At 51.5% G+C, this 19,804-nt stretch carries 16 protein-coding genes; 9 read left to right on the top strand and 7 right to left on the bottom strand.

Translation table 11 applies throughout. The annotated features are described in order from the left end of the window. Positions 1 to 64 precede the first annotated feature (64 nt). On the bottom strand, positions 65 to 2,314 hold the full coding sequence (locus tag U8T64_RS12315; RefSeq protein WP_322183895.1) for a glycoside hydrolase family 3 protein: 2,250 nt from the start codon (positions 2,312 to 2,314) through the stop codon (positions 65 to 67). 518 nt (positions 2,315 to 2,832) lie between these two features. Here U8T64_RS12315 and U8T64_RS12310 point away from each other — a divergent pair. From U8T64_RS12310 to U8T64_RS12280, 7 genes are all read left to right on the top strand, one after another. Further along, the gene (locus U8T64_RS12310) at positions 2,833 to 3,090 is read left to right on the top strand and encodes a hypothetical protein (protein WP_322183893.1); all 258 of its coding nucleotides are present in this window, start codon (positions 2,833 to 2,835) and stop codon (positions 3,088 to 3,090) included. Positions 3,091 to 3,382: 292 nt separating this feature from the next. Then, positions 3,383 to 3,649 (top strand): hypothetical protein, encoded by a 267-nt coding sequence (locus tag U8T64_RS12305; RefSeq protein ID WP_322183891.1) that lies wholly within the window; start codon positions 3,383 to 3,385, stop codon positions 3,647 to 3,649. A gap of 163 nt (positions 3,650 to 3,812) precedes the next feature. Continuing rightward, positions 3,813 to 4,070, top strand: coding sequence for a hypothetical protein (locus tag U8T64_RS12300; protein ID WP_322183889.1), 258 nt, complete (start codon positions 3,813 to 3,815; stop codon positions 4,068 to 4,070). A gap of 292 nt (positions 4,071 to 4,362) precedes the next feature. Next, the gene (locus tag U8T64_RS12295) at positions 4,363 to 4,635 is read left to right on the top strand and encodes a lung seven transmembrane receptor family protein (RefSeq protein WP_322183887.1); all 273 of its coding nucleotides are present in this window, start codon (positions 4,363 to 4,365) and stop codon (positions 4,633 to 4,635) included. Positions 4,636 to 4,804: 169 nt separating this feature from the next. Continuing rightward, complete coding sequence (locus tag U8T64_RS12290) at positions 4,805 to 6,385, top strand: hypothetical protein (protein WP_322183885.1); 1,581 nt, start codon at positions 4,805 to 4,807, stop codon at positions 6,383 to 6,385. Beyond that, positions 6,386 to 6,961: a hypothetical protein gene (locus tag U8T64_RS12285; protein WP_322183883.1), complete on the top strand. Its 576-nt coding sequence runs from the start codon at positions 6,386 to 6,388 to the stop codon at positions 6,959 to 6,961. A 323-nt stretch (positions 6,962 to 7,284) separates the two neighbouring features. Then, positions 7,285 to 7,461: a hypothetical protein gene (locus U8T64_RS12280; protein ID WP_322183881.1), complete on the top strand. Its 177-nt coding sequence runs from the start codon at positions 7,285 to 7,287 to the stop codon at positions 7,459 to 7,461. Positions 7,462 to 7,478: 17 nt separating this feature from the next. On the opposite strand, the gene U8T64_RS12275 is transcribed toward U8T64_RS12280, so the two are convergent. The 3 genes from U8T64_RS12275 to rlmB all read right to left on the bottom strand — a co-directional run bounded on the left by U8T64_RS12275 (position 7,479) and on the right by rlmB (position 11,618). Next, positions 7,479 to 7,682 carry a hypothetical protein gene (locus tag U8T64_RS12275; protein WP_322183879.1) on the bottom strand — a complete coding sequence of 68 codons (204 nt, stop codon included), beginning with the start codon at positions 7,680 to 7,682 and terminating at the stop codon, positions 7,479 to 7,481. Positions 7,683 to 7,798: 116 nt separating this feature from the next. Next, entirely contained in the window at positions 7,799 to 10,759 is a 2,961-nt protein-coding gene (locus U8T64_RS12270) for a hypothetical protein (protein WP_322183877.1), read from the bottom strand. A gap of 4 nt (positions 10,760 to 10,763) precedes the next feature. Further along, positions 10,764 to 11,618: a 23S rRNA (guanosine(2251)-2'-O)-methyltransferase RlmB gene (gene rlmB / locus U8T64_RS12265; RefSeq protein ID WP_322183875.1), complete on the bottom strand. Its 855-nt coding sequence runs from the start codon at positions 11,616 to 11,618 to the stop codon at positions 10,764 to 10,766. A gap of 800 nt (positions 11,619 to 12,418) precedes the next feature. Between rlmB and U8T64_RS12260 the strand changes: the two genes are divergently transcribed. Next, positions 12,419 to 13,129, top strand: coding sequence for a DUF6062 family protein (locus U8T64_RS12260; RefSeq protein ID WP_322183873.1), 711 nt, complete (start codon positions 12,419 to 12,421; stop codon positions 13,127 to 13,129). Further along, positions 13,126 to 13,962, top strand: a complete 837-nt coding sequence (locus U8T64_RS12255; protein WP_322183871.1) for a DNA-3-methyladenine glycosylase family protein — start codon at positions 13,126 to 13,128, stop codon at positions 13,960 to 13,962. Before U8T64_RS12260 ends, U8T64_RS12255 begins: the two co-directional genes overlap by 4 nt. A gap of 1,404 nt (positions 13,963 to 15,366) precedes the next feature. Here the strand turns inward: U8T64_RS12255 and hemW are convergent. The 3 genes from hemW to lepA form a co-directional block, all read right to left on the bottom strand. Next, on the bottom strand, positions 15,367 to 16,482 hold the full coding sequence (gene hemW, locus U8T64_RS12250; RefSeq protein WP_322183869.1) for a radical SAM family heme chaperone HemW: 1,116 nt from the start codon (positions 16,480 to 16,482) through the stop codon (positions 15,367 to 15,369). A gap of 62 nt (positions 16,483 to 16,544) precedes the next feature. Continuing rightward, complete coding sequence (locus tag U8T64_RS12245) at positions 16,545 to 17,282, bottom strand: endonuclease/exonuclease/phosphatase family protein (protein ID WP_322183867.1); 738 nt, start codon at positions 17,280 to 17,282, stop codon at positions 16,545 to 16,547. A 14-nt stretch (positions 17,283 to 17,296) separates the two neighbouring features. Next, a complete protein-coding gene (gene lepA, locus U8T64_RS12240) occupies positions 17,297 to 19,099 on the bottom strand; it encodes a translation elongation factor 4 (RefSeq protein ID WP_322183865.1) in 1,803 nt (600 codons plus the stop codon). Positions 19,100 to 19,804: the final 705 nt, after the last annotated feature.

Below are 19,804 nucleotides of genomic sequence, written 5' to 3'. Positions count from 1 at the left end.
TTCCCACAATATTTTTCCCTTTGCGGGCCGCCAAAGCTGCCGGCCCCCGCAAGCCTGACAAACACTATCTTTTATACTTTTCTGTTCTGCCGTCTGAAATAGGGCCGCTCCAATTCAGGCCGAAGCCGAAATCATAGGTGTTCCCGCACTCGTCCGTATAGGGAAGCATATCGAAGGGAACGTCCTCCTGCTGGGTCTCCACGGTGTCCATATCCTTGGGCAGCTGGATAGGCAGCAGGCCGCCGGGCTCCGCGTTTCCCACCAGAATGTCCAGTTCGGCCTGGGCCTGTACGCCGAAATGGGCTACAATTCCTGCCGCCTCCTGTTCAAATTCCGCCATGACCATGGGCTTATTCAGCTCGGCAATGACGATGACCGGCTTTTCGCCCATGCGGTCCTTGGTTTCCAGAATGTTGGCTAGATCCCGCTCGTTGGCGGCCCGCACCGTTTTGCCCCGGTAGCCCCGGTCGGTGAAATCCTCGTAAGGATCTCCCCCGGCAATGCTGTGCTCTCTGGCCTTTTCCGCCGTGTAGGGAGAAAATTGCAGGCTGACGGGGAGGTAGCCGTTGCCGCCACGTTCCCGGTCGCTGGTCTCATAGGGATTGGTAATGGGCGTTTCCACAAACACCAGCCCCACGTCCGCCTCCTCCGGGGTATCCACAACGGTGAAATATTTGGAAAGCAGGCTTTTGGGAACCGGGTCAAAGTCCCGGGCCTCGTCCATGTTGCGGAAGAAGGCGGGGGTGGCGTCTATGTGGCGGCGGGGCACGTAAACCTTCACGCCCTTTCTCAGGGGCAGCACGTTTTCTTTATTTTTCAGCAGGATCACCGATTTCAGCTGGGCTTCATAGCCCTCCCGGCAGAATTCCTCGCAGCCTACCAAAGCCGCGCTCTCCTCCGGGTCGAGATAGGGGTTTTCAAAAAGCCCGCAGCGGAAGGTGTTGAGAAGCAGCCGCACGGCGGATTCCTCAAACCGCCTGCGCATGGTCTCTTCCCCGTATTTCTCACAGCCCAGGCGGTAGGCCTCCAGCACTGGGCCGGCCTCCGCGTTGCCGCCGAACTGATCCACGCCGTTCATGAGAATGCGCAGGTGGCGCTCCGCCTCGCTTAATTCCTCCACGCCCCAGCAGCGGCTGGCAAAGCCCTCTACGCCTTCCCCGTGGTCGGCGGTAATGCCCCAGTCGGTACAGACCACGCCCTCGTAGCCGTACTTTTCCCGAAGCAGGTCGTGAATGATGTATTCGCTGTAGGAATTTCCCACGTTTTCGCCATTCTTTTGATCCTGTCCCCAGGGCACGGAATAGTAGGGCATAACGGCGGAGGCGGCGCCGGTGGGGCCGGAAAGCCGGAAGGCCCCCTCCAAAAAGGGCTTCAGGTGTTCTTCAAAATTATTGCCGGGATATACCGCGTATTTGCCCCAGGCGTAGTGGGCGTCTCTTCCCCCTTCGCAGGTACCGCCGCCGGGCCAGTGCTTCGCCATGGCGTTTACGCTGTCCCGACCCCAGCCGGTTTTCTCCCCCTCGGTGGTCTGCATGCCGTCGCAGTATGCCCTTGCCATATCGGCGGAAAGCCCGGCGTGCTCGCCGAAGGTATCGCCGAAACGCATCCAGCGGGGCTCGGTGGCAAGGTCAATCTGGGGAGAAAGGGCGGTGGCGATGCCCATGGCCCTGTACTCCCTGGAAGCGATCTCCGCGAAGCGCCTGCACAGCTCCGGGGAGAAGGTAGCGGACATGGCAAGGCCCTCGGGCCACTTGGAAACGTCGCCGCCCGCGCCGCCCCGGTATTCCGCGCCGGAGGAGGCCGCGCCGTGGCGGGGGTCGCTGCTGGTGTTCACCGGCAGGCCCAGGGGCAGGCTTTCCGCCATGGCCTGCATTTCGTTGTTCCACCGGGCGGCGGTATCGGCGTTTTCCAGCTTCATGGCCAGAATGTGCCGGATATTGTCTTTTTCCAGCAAAGCCTTCTGCTGGTCGGTCAGGGCCCAGGGCTTTTCCCCGCTTTCCGGGAAGGTCTTTCCGCCATAGGTGCCGGGGAAGGGGCCAAAGGGCATGGCCGGTACCATTTGATGGGGGGAATAGAGCATCAGCCCGGCGATCTGCTCCACCGTCATGCGGGAGGCCAGATCCTTCGCCCTTTCCTTCGGGGGAAGCCGCCAGTCCTCATAGGGCAGAAGCTCCCCGGTTTTCGCCAGGTCCTTAAAATAACAGCCGTCCCGCTCCAGAAGCTCCACCCCGGAATCCGGGCTGAAGCCCAGGGCAGGACCGTTCCTGTTTTCCACGATCACAAATTTTCCGTCCTTTGAGCGCTTTTTTTCCACGCGGCATCTTCCTTTCCGTCAAGCAAGATTCAGAACTTGTACCAACAGAGAAAGCGTACAGCTTTCCCCACTTCGGCGCTTTCAAAAAACACCGAGGTTCCTTTTCTCTTATTGTATCGGCGGCGGAAAAAATTGTCAAGATATCTAAAAAACTAAAACAGAAGAAAAATGAATCTGGGCGGTATGCCTTTGCTTCTTCCCTGCCGCGGCGGTTTCCTGCTTAGTGCAAATTTTCTATGGTATTTTTCTGTTTTCTTAATTTTTTAGTGAATTTTATTGACTTTTCCTTGATTGAGGTGTAAAATCAGTACAGAGCAATATTAACGCGTCCTTTTGAAAAATGTCTTATCACATTTTTGTTTTTTAGCCCTTGAAAATTTAACAATGCCCGAAATAATTTTTCGTAAAGTGATTTTGGACAAAGCGGCTTTCTTCTAACGCAAATTGTTGAGGGAGAAAGGAGGAATAAACCCATGTAAAATCTTCATCTGTAGTATCTCTATAAAAGGAGGAATTCTGTGTTATCTGAAAACGGAAAAGACTGGCTTCATTGTTCTGTTCTTGTTGCCGCTATCATCGTTGATTGTTTTGTTGTATCACACGTAAAACTGTTTTACAGCAGCTATTTAATCATTTTCGTTTTTTTATGTTGCATTTTAAATGTTGGTCGTGATATTTCACAAAACCGGAAAAACAAGAATCGCCTGAAAGAAGAACCGGAAAAGGAAAAAGAGGATACTTCTCCAGTTTTTCAGGATGATGAAAGAAGGAAATAGCGGCAGTTTGTTTTCCCATAGTTTTTTCAAGAAAGGGGTGTTCCTTAAATGCAAGATTGGTTCAGCAAAAACAGAGAGGTGCTTTCCAGGCTCTGCTTTCTGTTTGTCGGAGTATTTAACATCATTTATTTTTCCTTAAAGGATATCGTCTCTCCGGTAGCTTTGATATTTTGGTCATTCTATACCTGCATTTGTCTGGGGGTGGTCATATGGGCCCTGTGGAAAAAACTAAAATGCAATGACAGCTGAATAAAATACAGCGTTTTTTATTCTTAAGAAAGGGGAGATTCTCTTGCCATATAAATACGAGCCTACCGTATCAGACCTTTACAAAAGCTGGCTGATTTGCAGTGTTTGCTCGCTTGGTATTAACATCATAAGCTTCGGCTCGATCGGGGCGATCATAGTCACCGCGATCTCACTGCTGTTTTTTCTTGGATCACTGCTTTATCTCTGGTGGAAAAAGGCAAAAAGCAAGCGTGAAATTAGAGAAATCATGGAAAAATCCGAAAACGAACAAGATAGTTCTGTGTTTCGAGATGAGGAAAAGAGAAAATAGTGACAAAGTGTTTTCTCATAGTGAAAATAGGAACTAGTCTTTAGGAAATAACGCAGGAAAAGGAGGCGGTATCATTTCAAAACGGAAAATTGTTGGGGGAGAAAGGAGGAATAAACCAATGTAAAATCTTCATCTGTAGTATCTCTATAAAAGGAGGAATTTCGTGCTATCTCAAAATGGAAAAGACTGGCTGTACTGCTCCGTCCTTACCATAGCTATCATCATTGATTGCTTTGTCGTATCGCACGTAAGATTATTTTACAGTAGCTCTTTGATTTTTTTGGTCTTAGCTTATTCAATTTTAAATGTTGGTCGTGATATTTCACAAAACCGGAAAAGCAAGAATCGCCTGAAAGAAGAACCGGAAAAGGAAAAAGAGGATACTTCTCCAGTTTTTCAAGATGAAGAAAGAAGGAAATAGCGGCAGTCTGTTTTCCCATAGTTTTTTCAAGAAAGGTGTGTTCCTTAAGTGCAAGACTGGTTCAGCAAAAACAGCGAGCTGCTTTCCAGGCTCTGCTTTCTGTTTGTCGGAATTTTTAACATCATTTATTTTTCCTTAAAGGATATCGTCTCTCCGGTAGCTTTGATATTTTGGTCATTCTATACCTGCATTTGTCTTGGGCTGGTCATATGGGCCCTGTGGAAAAAACTAAAATGCAATGACAGCTGAATAAAATACAGCGTTTTTTATTCTTAAGAAAGGGGAAATTCTCTTGCCATATAAATACGAGCCCGATCCCGGCCAGGGTATTATCTTTTCGGCAATCGGCGCCGCAGTTTGGTTTTTGTGGGCAATGATCGATTTCTTTACCCACCGCTCTCCACTGGATATTTTTATCAAGGTAGATTTTGCAATCGGCTCCCTCGCCTATCTCATCTATGGAGTCAAAAAGAATAAGTCCGATGAAACTGCGGTGAGAGAAAAATTGCAAGAAGAGCAAAAGGACAGTTCCCCAGTTTTTCAAGATGAAGAAAAAAAGAAATAGCAGTATGTTGTTGTTTTCTCATAGTGAAAAGGAGAACTAGTCTTTAGGAAATACAACAGGAAAAGGAGGGGTATTATTTCAAAACGGAAAATTGTTAAGAACGGAGGTGTTTTTACTTTATCCAACAAACAAAAAAATTTGCCCACCTATGCGAAAGGAGTTACAAATTATGAAAAAATTTCTGTCCTTTTTGCTATCTTCTGTTTTGGTAATTCAATTTTCCAGCCATGCACTTGCTGAAACTACAACAAGTAATAATTCTACATTTGATACCGTAACAAATACTTCTTCTGCCGCAGAGATTAACGAAGAAGCATATGCTTTGAACACTGCTTTTGGTATTGAATGTGTTGAAGAAACACCCTTGATAGAAAAAAGAAGTCAAATGCCCTACTCTTTGATCATAAACAATTTCTCCATTTCAGATAGCAAAATTTCTTTATCTGCTGACATTCTATTTAATAACAAAAAATTGCTATCGCTTACTCAGACTGGATATGTGTTTTTTTCTGAATCTATTACCCAAAACGAAACAGGGCAGCTAACAGTCTTATTTGAAAAACAAGAGGGCCAAAATTACAAGATACTGAATTTTTCTTTATTTTCATCTGCTATTGGAGAATTATTGCTTCCAATTCATAAGAATTTAGACAAGGAGTATGTATTTGAATTTGCTATAGAACTGGATGATAAAATTCTGTATTTTGAAAGCCAGCTTGATAATGAAGAGGTTTACACCGCATTATATAACCTTGCATCTGTATCTGCAGAACAAGAAAGTTTCCCTTTAAACTGTCTTGTTGCCGATGAAAGCAACCAGGATATTACTCTTTCGGAATTAGTTCATTCCAGCGAATCTTGGAGATTTTATGCCTATTCTAACCATGCTGGCAATACAAGCGTTAACGAATTTCCGTCTGACAATTTACCCCCCGTTGCTTCTGCCAATGCTACCCCCATAGGATTGCCAGCTGGGGCTCCTGCAACTATTTTTTTAAAGGCAGGCCCTTGGGAAAGCGCTAATAATCCAGCTAAACCTCAAGTGGGGTATTGTGCAAAAACAGCCCCATATCCCGGTACGGGAAATATGACTACACGATTAATTATGTGGGAATATGTATATGGAAAATGCCAAAATTTACTAAAGGGGCAAGATCTCGCTACTGGCGGCGCAACTTCTTTAAGGATTACAGTATCCGGGGAATATATTTATTATGCTCATAATAATACGATCTCTCGAACTTATTACGATTCATATATGCGTATGTCTAACATTGCTATTGCTACTGGGCTTATGTCCAATCAACAACTTTTGCGACGAGCAGATTCCAAGCTTTATATAGATAATTCAGGAATACAGATAAATTGGAAAGAAGGTATTGGTATCGTTCCAAATCAAGTTTTTGCATCAGCAAAAGCTCTTATGGATACCATAGAGTATGTTCCAAAAGACCACAATGGCTGCATTGAGTACCAAGATACTGCCAAAGGACAAATAGCGGTATATGGAAAAGTTATCCGTGGTCGGAGAACCTCTGCAGATAGCAATAAGCTTGGTCGAGATGGAGACTATATTACTATTAACTTCAATATTATACAGCCGTCAGACCTTCAAAGGGCTGCCGGACAAAAAGAAATCGTAAACAAATACTACTTTTCTGTTTATGATCGAAATCCTTATACTCTCCAATATACAGATAAAATCATAGGCACAACACAATATCGCTCAAGTTATTATCAGGTATACTAAATGAAAAAAATACAAATTCACCTGATTCCCTTTTTACTGGCCGCAGCGCTTTTGCTGGCCACGATGATTTTTCCCTGGGTGAAGCTGGCAGAAGGAAAATCCGCCATGTCCGGGGAAATTTTTCAAAGCGTTCTCCGTGTTCAAACCATTCTGGAATCGGAGGACTGGAAAAAAGCCGTTCTCAGAAACGACAGCAGGGAGGCCTTCACGGAGCTTTCCACCAAACTCACTCTGCTAAATTCCTGCTATCAAAATTCTTCCCTCACGAAGAGAGTAAACGGAAGCCGCCTCCCAGAGCTTTCTGAGCAGGCACAGCGGCTAATCCTGATTTTGGAGGAAAAGGACGCCAGGGAAGAAGCCGCATGGAAGCTTTTGGAGGCGTTGAAGCCTTATTTTCGCGCTGTGGTCTACCGGGAGGAAGGGAAACCGAGGGACCATACCCAACTGAAGGAAGGGACAGAAGCCCTGTCAAAGCTCAGCGGCCAGCCGGAGCTTTCCGAGCTTTTCCGGAAAATTTCCGATTTGTGGAGTACGGAAGCTCCCGCAGGAAAAACGAAAAATTCTGCGTTGTCTTGACAATTCTTTCTCACCTTATTATAATGAATTTTGTAAGGTGAGGGTTACCGGTATGTGAATCACACCTCTCTTATCGGAGAAGCAGCTGTCCTATGGCGTTACGGACGGCCGCTTCTCTGTTTTTATCTCTTTTTACTTTCCTAAAAACAGCACTTAAAATTTTGATAGTCAAGTCAAAATAGGCCACGCACAGAATCAGCTTGTAAAAAGGCGCTCGATAAGCGAAGAATGTCTGTGTAAATTATCAGCCGCAAAGTGCTTGGCTTGCTGCAGTTAAAAAGAGCAAAGGAAACGGGAGAATCATTCGCAACCTGAAAGGAGCAATGAAAGGCAAAGGCACAGGCGTTGCAAGCAGCGCCCGGTTGCAAACAACGCTCGCTAAATTGGAATTTAGCGGCGAGGCTTTTACTTTCCACCTGTCATTGCTGAGCAAAAAGCGAAGCACGCTTCGCTTTCCCGGCAAAGTAAACTTTGCTGCTGCAAAGAATCCCGCTTTTTAGTGATTAGCTGTAAATAGTTAGTCGTCAGAAAGGGCGAGATTCTTCGAGAAAGTGCCAAGAAAGCGATAGTTTTCTGCACTTTTTTGATCAGTAATGGCAGAGAGGCGCTTGCTCTTCCTTGTTTCTTCCTTGTTTCTTCCTTGTTTCTTCCTTGTTTCTTCCTTGTTTCTTCCTTGTTTCTTCCTTGTTTCTTCCTTGTTTCTTCCTTGTTTCTTCCTCATTACATCTGCATCACCGTCTAAAATCCAGAACCCAAGGTAACCGTCTGAAAGAAAAGAGCCGCTGCAAAATGATGCTTTTCGCAGCGACTCTTTTTCTCTTTCTATTTTACGCTTTTCTATTTTCTCAGCTTTGGGATCACCATGACCACCAAAAGCCAGAACAGCTCAAAGGCGAACAGGATAAAGGAAGAAAGCTGGCGCAGGCCGCCGAAGCAGGCCATGAAGGCCACCAGCACAAAGCCCAGGATCACCGCCGTATTCTGAATGGCGACCACCACGCCGGCGGTACGCTTTTCCTCTACGCAGGCGGAAACCACGCTCATCATGGATTCCACGCGGCCTTTGGTAGCTACAATGCCGTCTGCCCTGGGAATGGTCTCCTCTATCAGCTTTTGGGCGGTATCGCCCAGCTCCCCTTCCAAAATTCCCACAGAGGCGGCGTCAATGCCGAAGAGCCTAGACACCATTTGGGCGGTCACATTGGGGTCTGTGGTGCGAATCAACACGCTGATGCCGCTGTCTTCCAAGCGCTGGAGCTCGTTTTTCCGGCGGCGGTCCGCGGAATAGGTAAGCACCAGCATGGCGGCCACCTCTACGTCCACCGCAATATAAACTACCACCTTATTGCCGGAGGAATACTGGCTTTCTTCTTCTCTGGCAGGCACCTCAATGCGGTGATTGATCAGCAGAGAGCGGTCTCCGATATAGATCTTCCTTCCGTCTACCCGGCCAATAATGCCGCCACCCGCTTCATAGGTGATATCCTCTATTTCAGGCAGAGCGTCCTCGTTTTCACTGATCACCTGGTCAAACACGCCGGAAAGGGGGCCGCCCACCTCCTTCATCAGAGCCGACGCCGCCATAATGGCGCTTTCCGCCCCGGCCCGGTTGCCGAAGGTTTTAATGCCGCCCAGCACCACCGTGCCTCTGGGGAAGATCTCGTCCGCGTCTACCAATACGGCGTTTACATTGCCCAGCTGCTCCACGGCTTCAAACCCTACTACCATAGCTCCGGCCCGGCGGGCCGTTTTACACAGGCGGCTGATGGGCAGGTTCACGGAAACCATATTGGATACCGCCACGCAGGCGCAAGAGGCCGCCGACAGGGCACTGAGGGCAGTGGGAACGTTCCGGGTGATGAGCAGGCAGGCGATACATACCACCAGGGAGGAGATCAGCCCGATCGGGGCCAGCAGCTGAGAGGCCGCCTCCGAAGGATCCGGGCTGTAGGAAAGCTCCAAAAACCGCTTTAAGAAGCCGGCCTTGCACTGATAGGCGATCAAGGGCTTTTCCGCCACGCAGTCCTTTGTCATTTTCAAAGAGGTATTGTAATCGTCATAGACCCGAACGCTGTACTTCTGCTCCCGGGAGGTAATAAACCGGAAATTGCTGTGGATCCGGCGGATCATGGTGAGCTTGCCCGCCGCGTTGACAAAGAGGATCGCGGAGAGCACCACGGCATAGAGATGGAGCTTTCCATCCGCCAGCTCGGACCGGAAGAAAATAGAGGCCACCGCCTGGATCGCCACCGTTACGGCCGCCACGGCAGCGGCACTGTCGGAATTGGCATTCAGGGCGAACAGAGCCTTCAGGCCGTTTATCACAGTGCGGTAGCACACGCCCACCGCCACGAACAAAAACACCACGGTGAGCACCACGTACACAATGGTCATGGAGCCGCCGTCCGCCGAGGCGCCGCCGCCGAAGATCAGATTCACCAGGGCCAGAAGAGCCGTGCACACGCCGGTGATCATCATGCGCATGGTGAGCTCCCGCATATCGCTTCTCAACTCGTGGGAAATGGATTTCGCGTCCTCCGGGCCGGTGTAATCGTCAATGGACTCTCCGGTATCGACCACCGGTTCCTGCTCTTCTCTTTGCTCCTCCAGCTTTTTGTTCCGTACCCGGCGGCGAGGCGCATGCCTGAGTTCTTCCTCCTCCGCCGCCTGCCGCAGGCCCTCCGATTCGGAAAGCAGGGCGCTTTGCAGCACGTCCGCATTGATAACATGGGTGGGAATGCTGCGGGAACGGTATTCGTAAATACTGGCGATCTGGGGAATTTCTCCCAAGGGCCTGCCAGAAATGACCTTTTGCTCCGCCGGGGCGGCTTTGGGTTCTGCCTGGGGCCGCTCCGCTTCCTGTTGGGAAAGCCCCTGTGCCTTTTCTTCCACCGTCTCGATCGGCGTTTCTTCTCCCTCCGCAGGGCCTTCCGCCAGCTCTACCGGAGTAGGCTGCGAAGGTTCCTCATAGACTGTCTCCTCAGCCTCTTCAGCCCCATATTCCACAGATTCCAGAATTTTATCGATCGATTCCTCGCTGACGGCGGGCATCTCCTTCACCCGCTGCAGTTCGATGGTATCGTTTAATACATTGAGCTTGATCTCCATGGTTTGATCACTGGAGGTTTCCAACATGGCCTTTTGCAGGCTGGAGATCCCCTCCTGCTCGAGGTTTTCTCCCTCTACCTCGATCCCGTGCTGTTTGGCATAGGGGTCGGCGGCAAAGGCCGTGACCGGCATGGGGGCCACCACGCCGAATTCATCGGCGATCTGGCTTTCGTCCACGCCAGCAGTCTGCACCGCTTCCGCCACCCGGCGGCGGCGCTCCTTCTGAAGCCGCTGGAAATTCTGCTCCACCTCGTCGTCAATGGCCTTTTTGGAATCATCGAACAGGGCCTTATACCCCTCTTCGCCCAGGGTAAATTCCCCGGTGGCGGGGTCGAAGCCCTTCCGGTATTCATCGATGGGCTTGAGCTGGAGGCCGTAGTACATATCCTCGCTCTCATCAAAATCCGGCGTCTTTTTCTTTCTGCCAAAGAGGCCGCGCTTTTTCTTTTTCTGCTTTCCGGCGAGGGGCTCTTCCCCTGCCGCCTCCGGCGGCACCTGGAAATTCCCTGTGGCGAAAGCGTTTAAGTCCGCCGTGTCCTCCATAGCGGGACGGCGCGGGGCGGGAGCCTCCTTCGGAAGCTCTTCCGGCGCCGCCGCCTTTTCAGACGGAGACGAAGCCGTACCCTCTTCCCGCAGGCTGCGCTGCTCCTCTAAAATATCTTCCAATGTAAATTCCTTTTTTTCTGCCATAGGGTCAGGAATTCCTCCTTATGGGATCGACTGCGTGCAGTCCGCTTCTCTGCCTGCACACCTCGTAGCAGAGGATACCCGCCGCCACGGAAGCGTTCAGTGAATTGACTTGTCCCTTCATAGGAAGCGACACCACAAAGTCTGATTTTTCCTTGATCAGCCTGCCCACGCCCCGGCCCTCAGAGCCGATGACCAGGGCCAGGGGCCCGGTAAGATCTGTTTCACACCAGGGGCTGCCGTCCATATCGGCGGCATAGATCCACACCCCTTTTTGCTTTAACTCTTCCAGCAAAGCCGCAAGGTTCTGTACCCTTGCCACCGGCAGGTGCTCCACCGCCCCGGCGGAGGCCTTGCCCACCGCATAGGTCAGACCCACGCTGCGCCGCTTGGGAATCACCACGCCATGGGCGCCCGCGCATTCCGCCGTGCGGATCACTGCCCCTAAGTTGTGGGGATCCTCCAGCTCATCGCAGATCACCAGAAAGGGCGGCTCATTTCTTTCCCGGGCCAGGGCAAAGATCTCCTCCACCGTGGAAAATTCCTTCACCGCCGCCACGGCCACCACGCCCTGATGGGCCGCGCCGCCGCACAGGTGATCCAGCTTGCGGGGATCCGCTTCCTTGATGGGAATACCCGCTGCCTTTGCTTTCGCGATCAGTGAAACCAAGGCCCCGCTTTTTTCCCCGCGCTGTACATACAGGCTGTCTATCGTGCGCCCGGCCCGCAGGGCTTCGCTCACCGCGTTGCGCCCGGCGATCAGATCGCTGCCCCGGGCCGGAGCCTCCCGCTTGGCTTTTTCTTCGGAAGTCCTGCCGAAAGTTTCCTTTTTAGCTTCTCTTTTTTCTCTCTGCCTGTCCACTTTCCGGCACACACCCTTTGCCAAACGCAGATTCCGATCACAGTTTCTCTTATTGTAGCACATTCTTCTGTAAATCTCAAATAAAAATGCAATGGAAAACCGACGGATTTCCCCACCCCTCTGTTTTCCGCGACGCGGCTCTGTGTAAAAATTCATTTTCTACTGTTTTTTGCATGAAAATTCTTTTTTACTCCCAGTATTTTCCACTTTTCCCTGCGTTTACATAAAAGAGATTTATCTGGAAATCCAGCTTGTGGAAAACTCGGTGGAAAATGTTAAAAACACCTTGTCCCAAGCGGATTTCTCTTTCCACAGCTCTTTTTTTCTCCGGCAATTTATGTTAACGGCAAGTTTTTGCGCTCTCTCCGGCCCATTTTTTGGGCATTTTTCTTTCACCCCTTTTTTTCGCAATATCCGGTATGATAAAACTTTTCTTCATCTGCATTTTGTGTCAATACCTTTTTTGGGACAGACGTTTTTTCCAGGTTTTTTTCCACATTCTCTATGCAGCCTTTCTTCTCTTCAGCAAAACTCCCTTTCCGGAAAGAAATGCTACCTTTTTCTTCAAATCTATGGTATACTGAGGAAAAACCAATGAAAAAATGGGTGTTTTTTTCAAAAAGCTTCCGGAAGCAAGCCGGATTTTCCTTTGCGGAAAAATGGATATTTATACACGTCTATTCCGGTCAATACAGAAGGTAAGATTGCCGGCACATGCTTTGAAAAATCGTTGCCGCGCGATCTGACCGCCCGGGGCGCCGGCAGAGAGCGCTCCACCGGGCAAAGAAAGGAGTTTTGTTATGAGAGAAGACATTTGTTCCATTCCGGTCAACGACGTATTCCTGCCGAAGGAGGGCTGCCCTTTCTGCCGCATGCGGGACATGCTGGAGGACAGAATGGCAACCTACATCACCGGCGCCGCCATGATGGAGCCGGACGTTCGCATCGAAACCAATCGCCTCGGCTTCTGCCGGGAGCATTTTGCCCAGATTTTGAAGCGAGGCAGCAGGCTTTCCGTGGCTCTGATTTTAGAAAGCCTGCTGGCCGAAGTGCAGAAAGAGGTTTTTCCGGAGGGAAAGTCCTCCGCAAAAAAAATAAGCGCCGCCGTTCACGCCAGGCAGGAGCACTGCTTTGTCTGCGAAAGCCTGGAGACCAATATGAAAAATCTGGTACGAAACACCTTAAAGCTGTGGCAGACGGACCCGGAATTCCGCCGGCTTTACAGCGAACAGCCCCATCTCTGCCTGCCCCATTACGGCATGGTGCTGGAGGCTTCTCAAAAGCTGCTGCCCAAAAAGGAGCTTGCCGCCTTTGAAGCGGAAACGGCCCGGCTTGCCGGGGCTTACCTGAAGGAGCTTTCGGGGGACGTCACCCATTTCTGCCGCATGTTTGACTACCGCAACGCCGGAGCGGACTGGGGCAATTCCAAGGACGCCATTGAGCGGGCCATTTTCTGGCTGACCGCCAGAGAGCCGGACGTTGCCCAGAAGGCGGACGAGAAAAACAGATGAGCGCGCCCGTTACGATCCCGGCCCTGTTTGATCCCGCCCAGACCCTGACCTGCGGCCAGGCCTTCCGCTGGCGGGAGGTTTTGGGAGAAAATAGCCTGCCTCTCTGGGAGGGAGCTGCCATGGGAAGGATTCTTCGGCTGCGGAAAACGCCAACGGAACAGGGAGACATGGTCTCTTTTTTCTGCTCTCAGGAAGAATTTGAAGCGCTCTGGCAGCCCTATTTTGACCTGGAGGCAGACTATCAGGCGAAACAGGAGGCTCTTTCCGCCATTGATCCCATTTTGGAAACCGCAGCGGGTTTTGCCCCCGGCATTCGCATTCTGCGCCAGGAGCCCTGGGAGGCCCTGTGCTCCTTTCTCATTTCCCAGAACAACAATATCCCCCGGATCCAGGGAATCATCGGGCGGCTTTGCGGCCTTTTGGGAGATCCGATCCCCGGTTCCCAGCTTTTCACCTTTCCCGGCCCGGAGCGGCTGGCGGAGCGTTCTGTGGAAGATCTTGCTCCTCTGCGGGCCGGGTTCCGGGCAAAATATCTGATCGATGCGGCAAAAAAGGTGACCTCCGGCGAAATAGACCTGACAGAAATAGCCCGCTCCTCCGCAGCCTTCGGAAGAATCGAGCTTCAAAAAATCCTGGGCGTAGGCCCCAAGGTGGCAGAGTGCACCCTGCTGTACGGCTTTCACAAAACCGAATGCTTTCCCATAGACGTATGGATGAAGCGGGCCATGGCTGTTCTTCTGCCGGGCCATACTCCCGAGGAGTTCGGAGAAAACGCGGGCCTTGCCCAGCAATATCTCTTCCACTACAGCCGCATGCACCCGGAGCTGTTTTGATGTCGAAGCCGACTTTGAATGAGGAATTAGCAATGAGATGAGCAATTTAAGGGCTTAGTTCGCTAAATTGGAATTTACCATGTTAGTTGTTAGCCGTAAGTAAGTAGTTGGTTGTTAGAAAAGGGAAAAACCTCCAAATTGTCATTACTGAACAGAAAGCAAGGAAACCTTGTTTTCTCGGTGAAGGATCTCGTCCTTTGCCTCTTTAAGGGAATTAAGGGCGAGATTTTTCGTCACTTTGTTCCTCAGAATGACAGTGGGGAACTGTTCAATAAATTGGAATTTGCAGCTGCGCTGCGGGCACTCGCGAAGCTGCTTGATAGGGAAAATCGGTTTCTGACCCGACCGACGGTGACCCGCCTATTTTCCTCATGTCATTCTGAGGAGCATAGAAAGTTATAGCTTTCTTGACGAAGAATCTCGTTCTTTGCCCTTTTATTCAGGGAATTAAGGGCGAGATTCTTCGCCTGCGGCTCAGAATGACAGCGAGGGAGCCCGCCCCTCTTTAACGACTAACAACGAACAGCTAACGACTAGTTCGCTAAACTATAATTTGTTGCTTTCTTATGGTAAGCTCAGAGGCTATCCTTTTTGTCATTGCTGAACAAAAAGCTATAGCTTTTTTGTGAAGAATCTCGTTCTTTGGTCCTTTTCCGGAATCAAGGTCGAGATCCTCTGCCTGGAAAGCGGAGTTTACTTCACTTTTTGCTCAGCAATGGCAAAGAGGGCAGTCAGTACACCACAAATTGGAATTTAGCAGCCCTTTGCCCCCCCTTATTTATAGAGGGGAAACAGACTGCTTCGCAGTCTGCGGGGACCGCCGAACGGTGAGCGCGTCCCGGTGGGGGGAAGGTCTCCAGTGGAGAACTCAGCTGTCGCTTCAGACATTGCTGAACGTGCCCCACTGGGGCACAGCAACCACTCTGACCCGTTCTCGTTTATCAACTCGGTCGTTGCTGGACGTGTGCCACCGGCACACAGCAACCGAGCCGACAGGCGAGAACGGTGGAAGGGATAGTCACACGCAGAAAGTAGGATGGAACCGCCAGTTTCGATCCCCTCAGTCACGGCTTCGCCGTGACAGCTCCCCTTATAAATAAGTGGAGCCTAAGGGCGCTAAACTATAAATTTGGTTGATTTCTTATGGTAAGCTCAGAGGCTATCCTTTTTGTCATTCTGAACGAAGTGAAGAATCTCGTCCTTTGATCTTTTTCCGGAATCAAGGTCGAGATTCTTTGCTCCGCTCAGGATGACAAAAGAGGGAAGTTTGTTCTTCTCTAATGACTAACAACTAACAGCTAACGACTGGTTCATTAAACTATAATTTATCAGCTTACCTCTGCAGTCAGGTCAGAAATTATCCTCCCGCGCCAAGCAGGGGCACGAGCGCGGCGGCTCACCGCGTTACTCCGCGCTCAATTTCAAAAACAGCGCGTTGAACACCAAAAAACCCCGGGGAGTAAAAGAGATTTTGCCTTCGTCCGCCCGCAGGAGCTGGGGCGGGCATTTTTTTGCGTTTTGCAGCAGCCTCGCAAAGCCCCTTTCCCCTTCAGCGCCAAAGCGTGCCCGGCAGCTTTCCCGGCACAGGCCTTCTGTGAGCCGCAGGTTCAGCATGGCGTATTCCTCAAAATCGCCGCCCTCGCCGTCCGGGCAGGGGGACTTCCCTTCCAAAAAATCTGAAAGGCTGCGGGGATAGTAAAACCGCTTTCCCGCAAAAAAGGAGTGGGCGCCGGGGCCGAAGCCCAGGTATTCCTCACCGTGCCAATAAACAAGGTTGTGCCTGCTTTCCCGCCCCGGCTTCGCGAAATTGCTGATCTCGTACTGCTGGTAACCGTATTTTTCCAGCTCCTGCACACAGAAGAGATACTGGTCGGCAATTTCATCGTCCTCCGGCAGAACAAGCTGTCGGCTTGCAAAGGGGGTTCCCGGCTCCACCTTCAGAATATAAGAGGAAAGGTGCTCCGGCTCCAGACCAGCAGCAAAGGCAATGGACCTTCCCAGCCTTTCCGGGCCTTCCTCCGGCGCGCTTTTCGGCAGGCCCAGCATCAGATCCAGAGAAAGGTTGAAAAATCCCGCCAGCCGGGCCGCTTCCACCGCTTCCTTTACGTCCTCGGGACTGTGCCTTCTGCCTAAAAGCGCCAGCTCCTCCGGGTCGGCGGACTGCATGCCCATGGAAAGCCGGTTGAACCCCGCCCGGCGTACCTCTTCAAAAAACGCCCGGTCTACGGAAACAGGGTTTGCCTCCAGCGTGACCTCCGCCCCGCTGTCGAGGAGGAAGCTTTGATCCACCGCGGAAAGCAGCCGGGAAAGGCGGCCCGCCCCCAGTAAGCTGGGAGTGCCGCCTCCGAAATACACTGTTTTGACCGATCCTTTTCCGCGCTCCGCCGCCCACTGCTGTAAGGCCCGCTCCACCGCGGAAGCATATTGCTCCATCAGCTCTTCCCCGGCGCGGAGAGAGTAGAAATCACAATACGGGCATTTCCCATCGCAAAAGGGCACGTGAATGTAAATTCCCGGCATATCAGCTTCTCCTCTTATGGCATACCGCTTAAGGCGTTGACCGTACACGGTGCGGCGCTGCCTTAAAGCTCGATCAGCGCCGTGTGGGGGCGGTGGTCGGAAGCCTCCACCGGCGGGATATCCGCCTCCAGCGCCTGAGCGTTCTTTACAAAAATATAGTCGATCTTCTGCTCCGGCTCATCGGAGGGCCAGCTTTTCAAGGGGCAGGGAAACAGCGCCGCCGTATCGGTCAATTCTTCAAACAGAGGGGCAAGGATCGGGCTGTCCGGCTCCAGGTTGAAATCTCCCATCAGCACCACGGGGCCCTTTTCCTCCCGCAGCAGGGAAAGCACGGTTTCCACAGCGTTTCTGGCTTCGGCCTTCGCCAGGCCGAAATGGCTGATGAGCACGGTAAAGCCTTCCGCAAAGCGCGCCCGCAGCACACAGCGGGTCTCATAATAGGCGTCTTCGTCCCGCACCGGGGGATCGGGGATTCCTATGGTTTTTGCCTCCAATATGGGAAACCGGGACAAAATGGCGTTTCCGTAGGGGTTCCCCCCAAGCCGCAGGGCGCTGGCAAAATAGCAATGGCAGCCCAGCATGGCGGCAAGCTGCTCCGCCTGGCCGGTATATTCCGGGGAGGGGCCGCCGCCGAAAATTTCATTCAACCCTACGATATCGGCCTTTTGGCGGCGGATCTCTTCCGCCATCAGCGCAAGGTCTACAGGCTCCTGCCAGATTCCGCCCCGGCGCTCCAGCTCCTTTTGCCGGTGATAATTGATCCCGTGCTGAATATTGTAGGTCATAAACCGAAGCTTCATTGCCGCTCTCCCCCTTACTCGTCCAGCTTCAAAACCGCCATAAAGGCTTCCTGGGGCACCTCTACTGTGCCCAGCTGGCGCATGCGCTTTTTGCCTTCCTTCTGCTTTTCCAGCAGCTTCTTTTTCCGGGTGATGTCGCCGCCGTAGCACTTGGCAAGCACGTCCTTACGCATGGCCTTCACGGTTTCCCGGGCAATGATCTTTCCGCCTACGCAGGCCTGGATCGGCACCTCAAACAGCTGCCGGGGGATCTTGTCCTTCAGCTTTTCCGTCATTTTTCTGGCCCTGGGATAGGCCTTTTCGGCGTGGAGGATAAAGGAAAGGGCGTCTACCACCTCGCCGTTCAGCATAATATCCAGCTTTACCAGCTCGCTCTTCTGGTAGCCCATCAGCTCATAATCGAAGGAGGCATACCCTCTGGTACGGGACTTCAGCGCGTCGAAGAAATCGTAAATGATCTCGTTTAAGGGCAGCTCATAGTGGATATCCACCCGGTCGGTATCGATATATTTCATATCCTTAAACACGCCCCGGCGCTCCTGGCACAGTTCCATGATATTGCCTACGTACTCGGAAGGGGAATAAATATGGGCATTGGCAATGGGTTCTTCGGCGCTTTGAATGGTGGAGGGATCCGGATAGTTGGTGGGGTTATCGATGGAAAGCTCTTCTCCATCGGTCTTTTTGATCTTATAAACCACGCTGGGGGCGGTGGTGATCAGGTCTAAATTGTATTCCCGCTCCAGACGCTCCTGAATGATCTCCATGTGCAAAAGCCCCAAAAAGCCGCAGCGGAAGCCGAAGCCCAGGGCGGCGGAGGTTTCCGGCTCGAAGGACAGGGAGGCGTCGTTTAAGCGCAGCTTTTCCAAGGCGTCCCGCAGGTCGGTGTAATGGGCGCCGTCCGCCGGGTACACGCCGCAAAATACCATGGGCTGTACGGAACGGTAGCCCTCCAGCGGCTCCGCCGCCGGGCGGGAGGCCAGAGTGACAGTATCGCCTACCTGGGCCTGGCGCACTTCCTTGATAGAGGCGGCGATATAACCCACCTCCCCGGCGCACAGGGCATCGGCGGGCTCCAGAGTGGTAGCCCGCATAAAGCCGCACTCCACCACGGTAAATTCCCCGCCGGTGGCCATCATGCGAATGGTGTCACCGGGCCTTACCGTGCCCTCCTTCACCCGCACGTAAACAATGACCCCGCGGTAAGAATCGTAATAGGAATCGAAGATCAGGGCTTGCAGGGGGGCCCTTTCATCTCCCTGGGGGGCGGGAATGTCTGTGACGATCCGCTCCAGCACCTCCTCTACATTCTGGCCGGTTTTGGCGGAAATGCGGGGCGCGTCCATGGCGGGGATCCCAATGATATTCTCAATTTCCTGGCAGACCCGATCCGGGTCCGCGCTGACAAGATCGATTTTATTCACCACAGGCAGCAGTTCCAGCCCGGCATCTACAGCAAGGTAGGTATTCGCCAGGGTCTGAGCCTCGATGCCCTGGGAAGCGTCTACCACCAGAATAGCCCCCTCGCAGGCGGCCAGAGAGCGGGAGACCTCGTAGTTAAAGTCCACGTGGCCGGGAGTGTCGATCAGGTTAAAAATGTAGTCCTCGCCGTTTTTGGCGGTGTACACCAGGGTCACAGCGTGGGCCTTGATGGTGATGCCCCGCTCCCGCTCCAGATCCATATTATCGAGAAGCTGGTTTTCCATTTCCCGCAGGGGAACCGCCTTGGTCAATTCCAAAATGCGATCTGCCAGAGTGCTTTTCCCGTGGTCAATGTGGGCCACAATGCTGAAATTTCTGATTTTGCTTTTATCCATACTATTTCGTTTCCTCCCGGAAAAGATCGATCAAAATTCAGGAAATCTCTAAACTCCCTCCCGCATGACTGGGGTAAGTCTCTCCCCCGGCTGTGCAAAGAAATTTTAGAGGTTTTCTTAAGTATACATGATTTTGAACAAAAAGGGAATGGTGTTTTTTCTTTCCAATCGGCATTTCAAAGACTTCGGTGTTTTTCTTTTGTCGTTTTCTACCTTCTGGCTTGTCATTCTGAACTTTCTCTCTGTCATTCTGAACTCTCTCCTTGTCATTCTGAACTCTCTCCTTGTCATTCTGAACGAAGTGAAGAATCTCGTCCTTTGATCTTTTTGGAGTGCTTTAAGGACGAGATCCTTCGGGCGCTGCCCTCAGGATGACAGGTGGGGAGATTCTGCATTTTCCTTTCGGTGTTCAAAAGTTTTCTCCGGCCATTTTCAGCCTTCTGCCCTGTCATTCTGAACGAAGTGAAGAATCTCGTCCTTTGGTCTTTTTGAAGGACTTTAAGGACGAGATCCTTCGGGCGCTGCCCTCAGGATGACAGGTGGGGGGATTCTCAAAGATAATGGGGAACATCCTTTAAAATGGCGGGAAGAAGGAATCCAAAAAACGACAAGGATGATTTATTCCTTAGTATAACAGAATTTTTTGCACAAAGAAAGACCCATGCTTTCGCATGGGTCTTTCTTTTATTCGGGATTAACCGAAAT

The organism is Neglectibacter caecimuris (assembly GCF_034335015.1).
GTDB classification, from domain to species: domain Bacteria; phylum Bacillota; class Clostridia; order Oscillospirales; family Acutalibacteraceae; genus Acutalibacter; species Acutalibacter caecimuris_A.
Note: the sequence above shows the minus strand (reverse complement) of the source record. Positions and strands in the feature narration are given on the sequence as shown.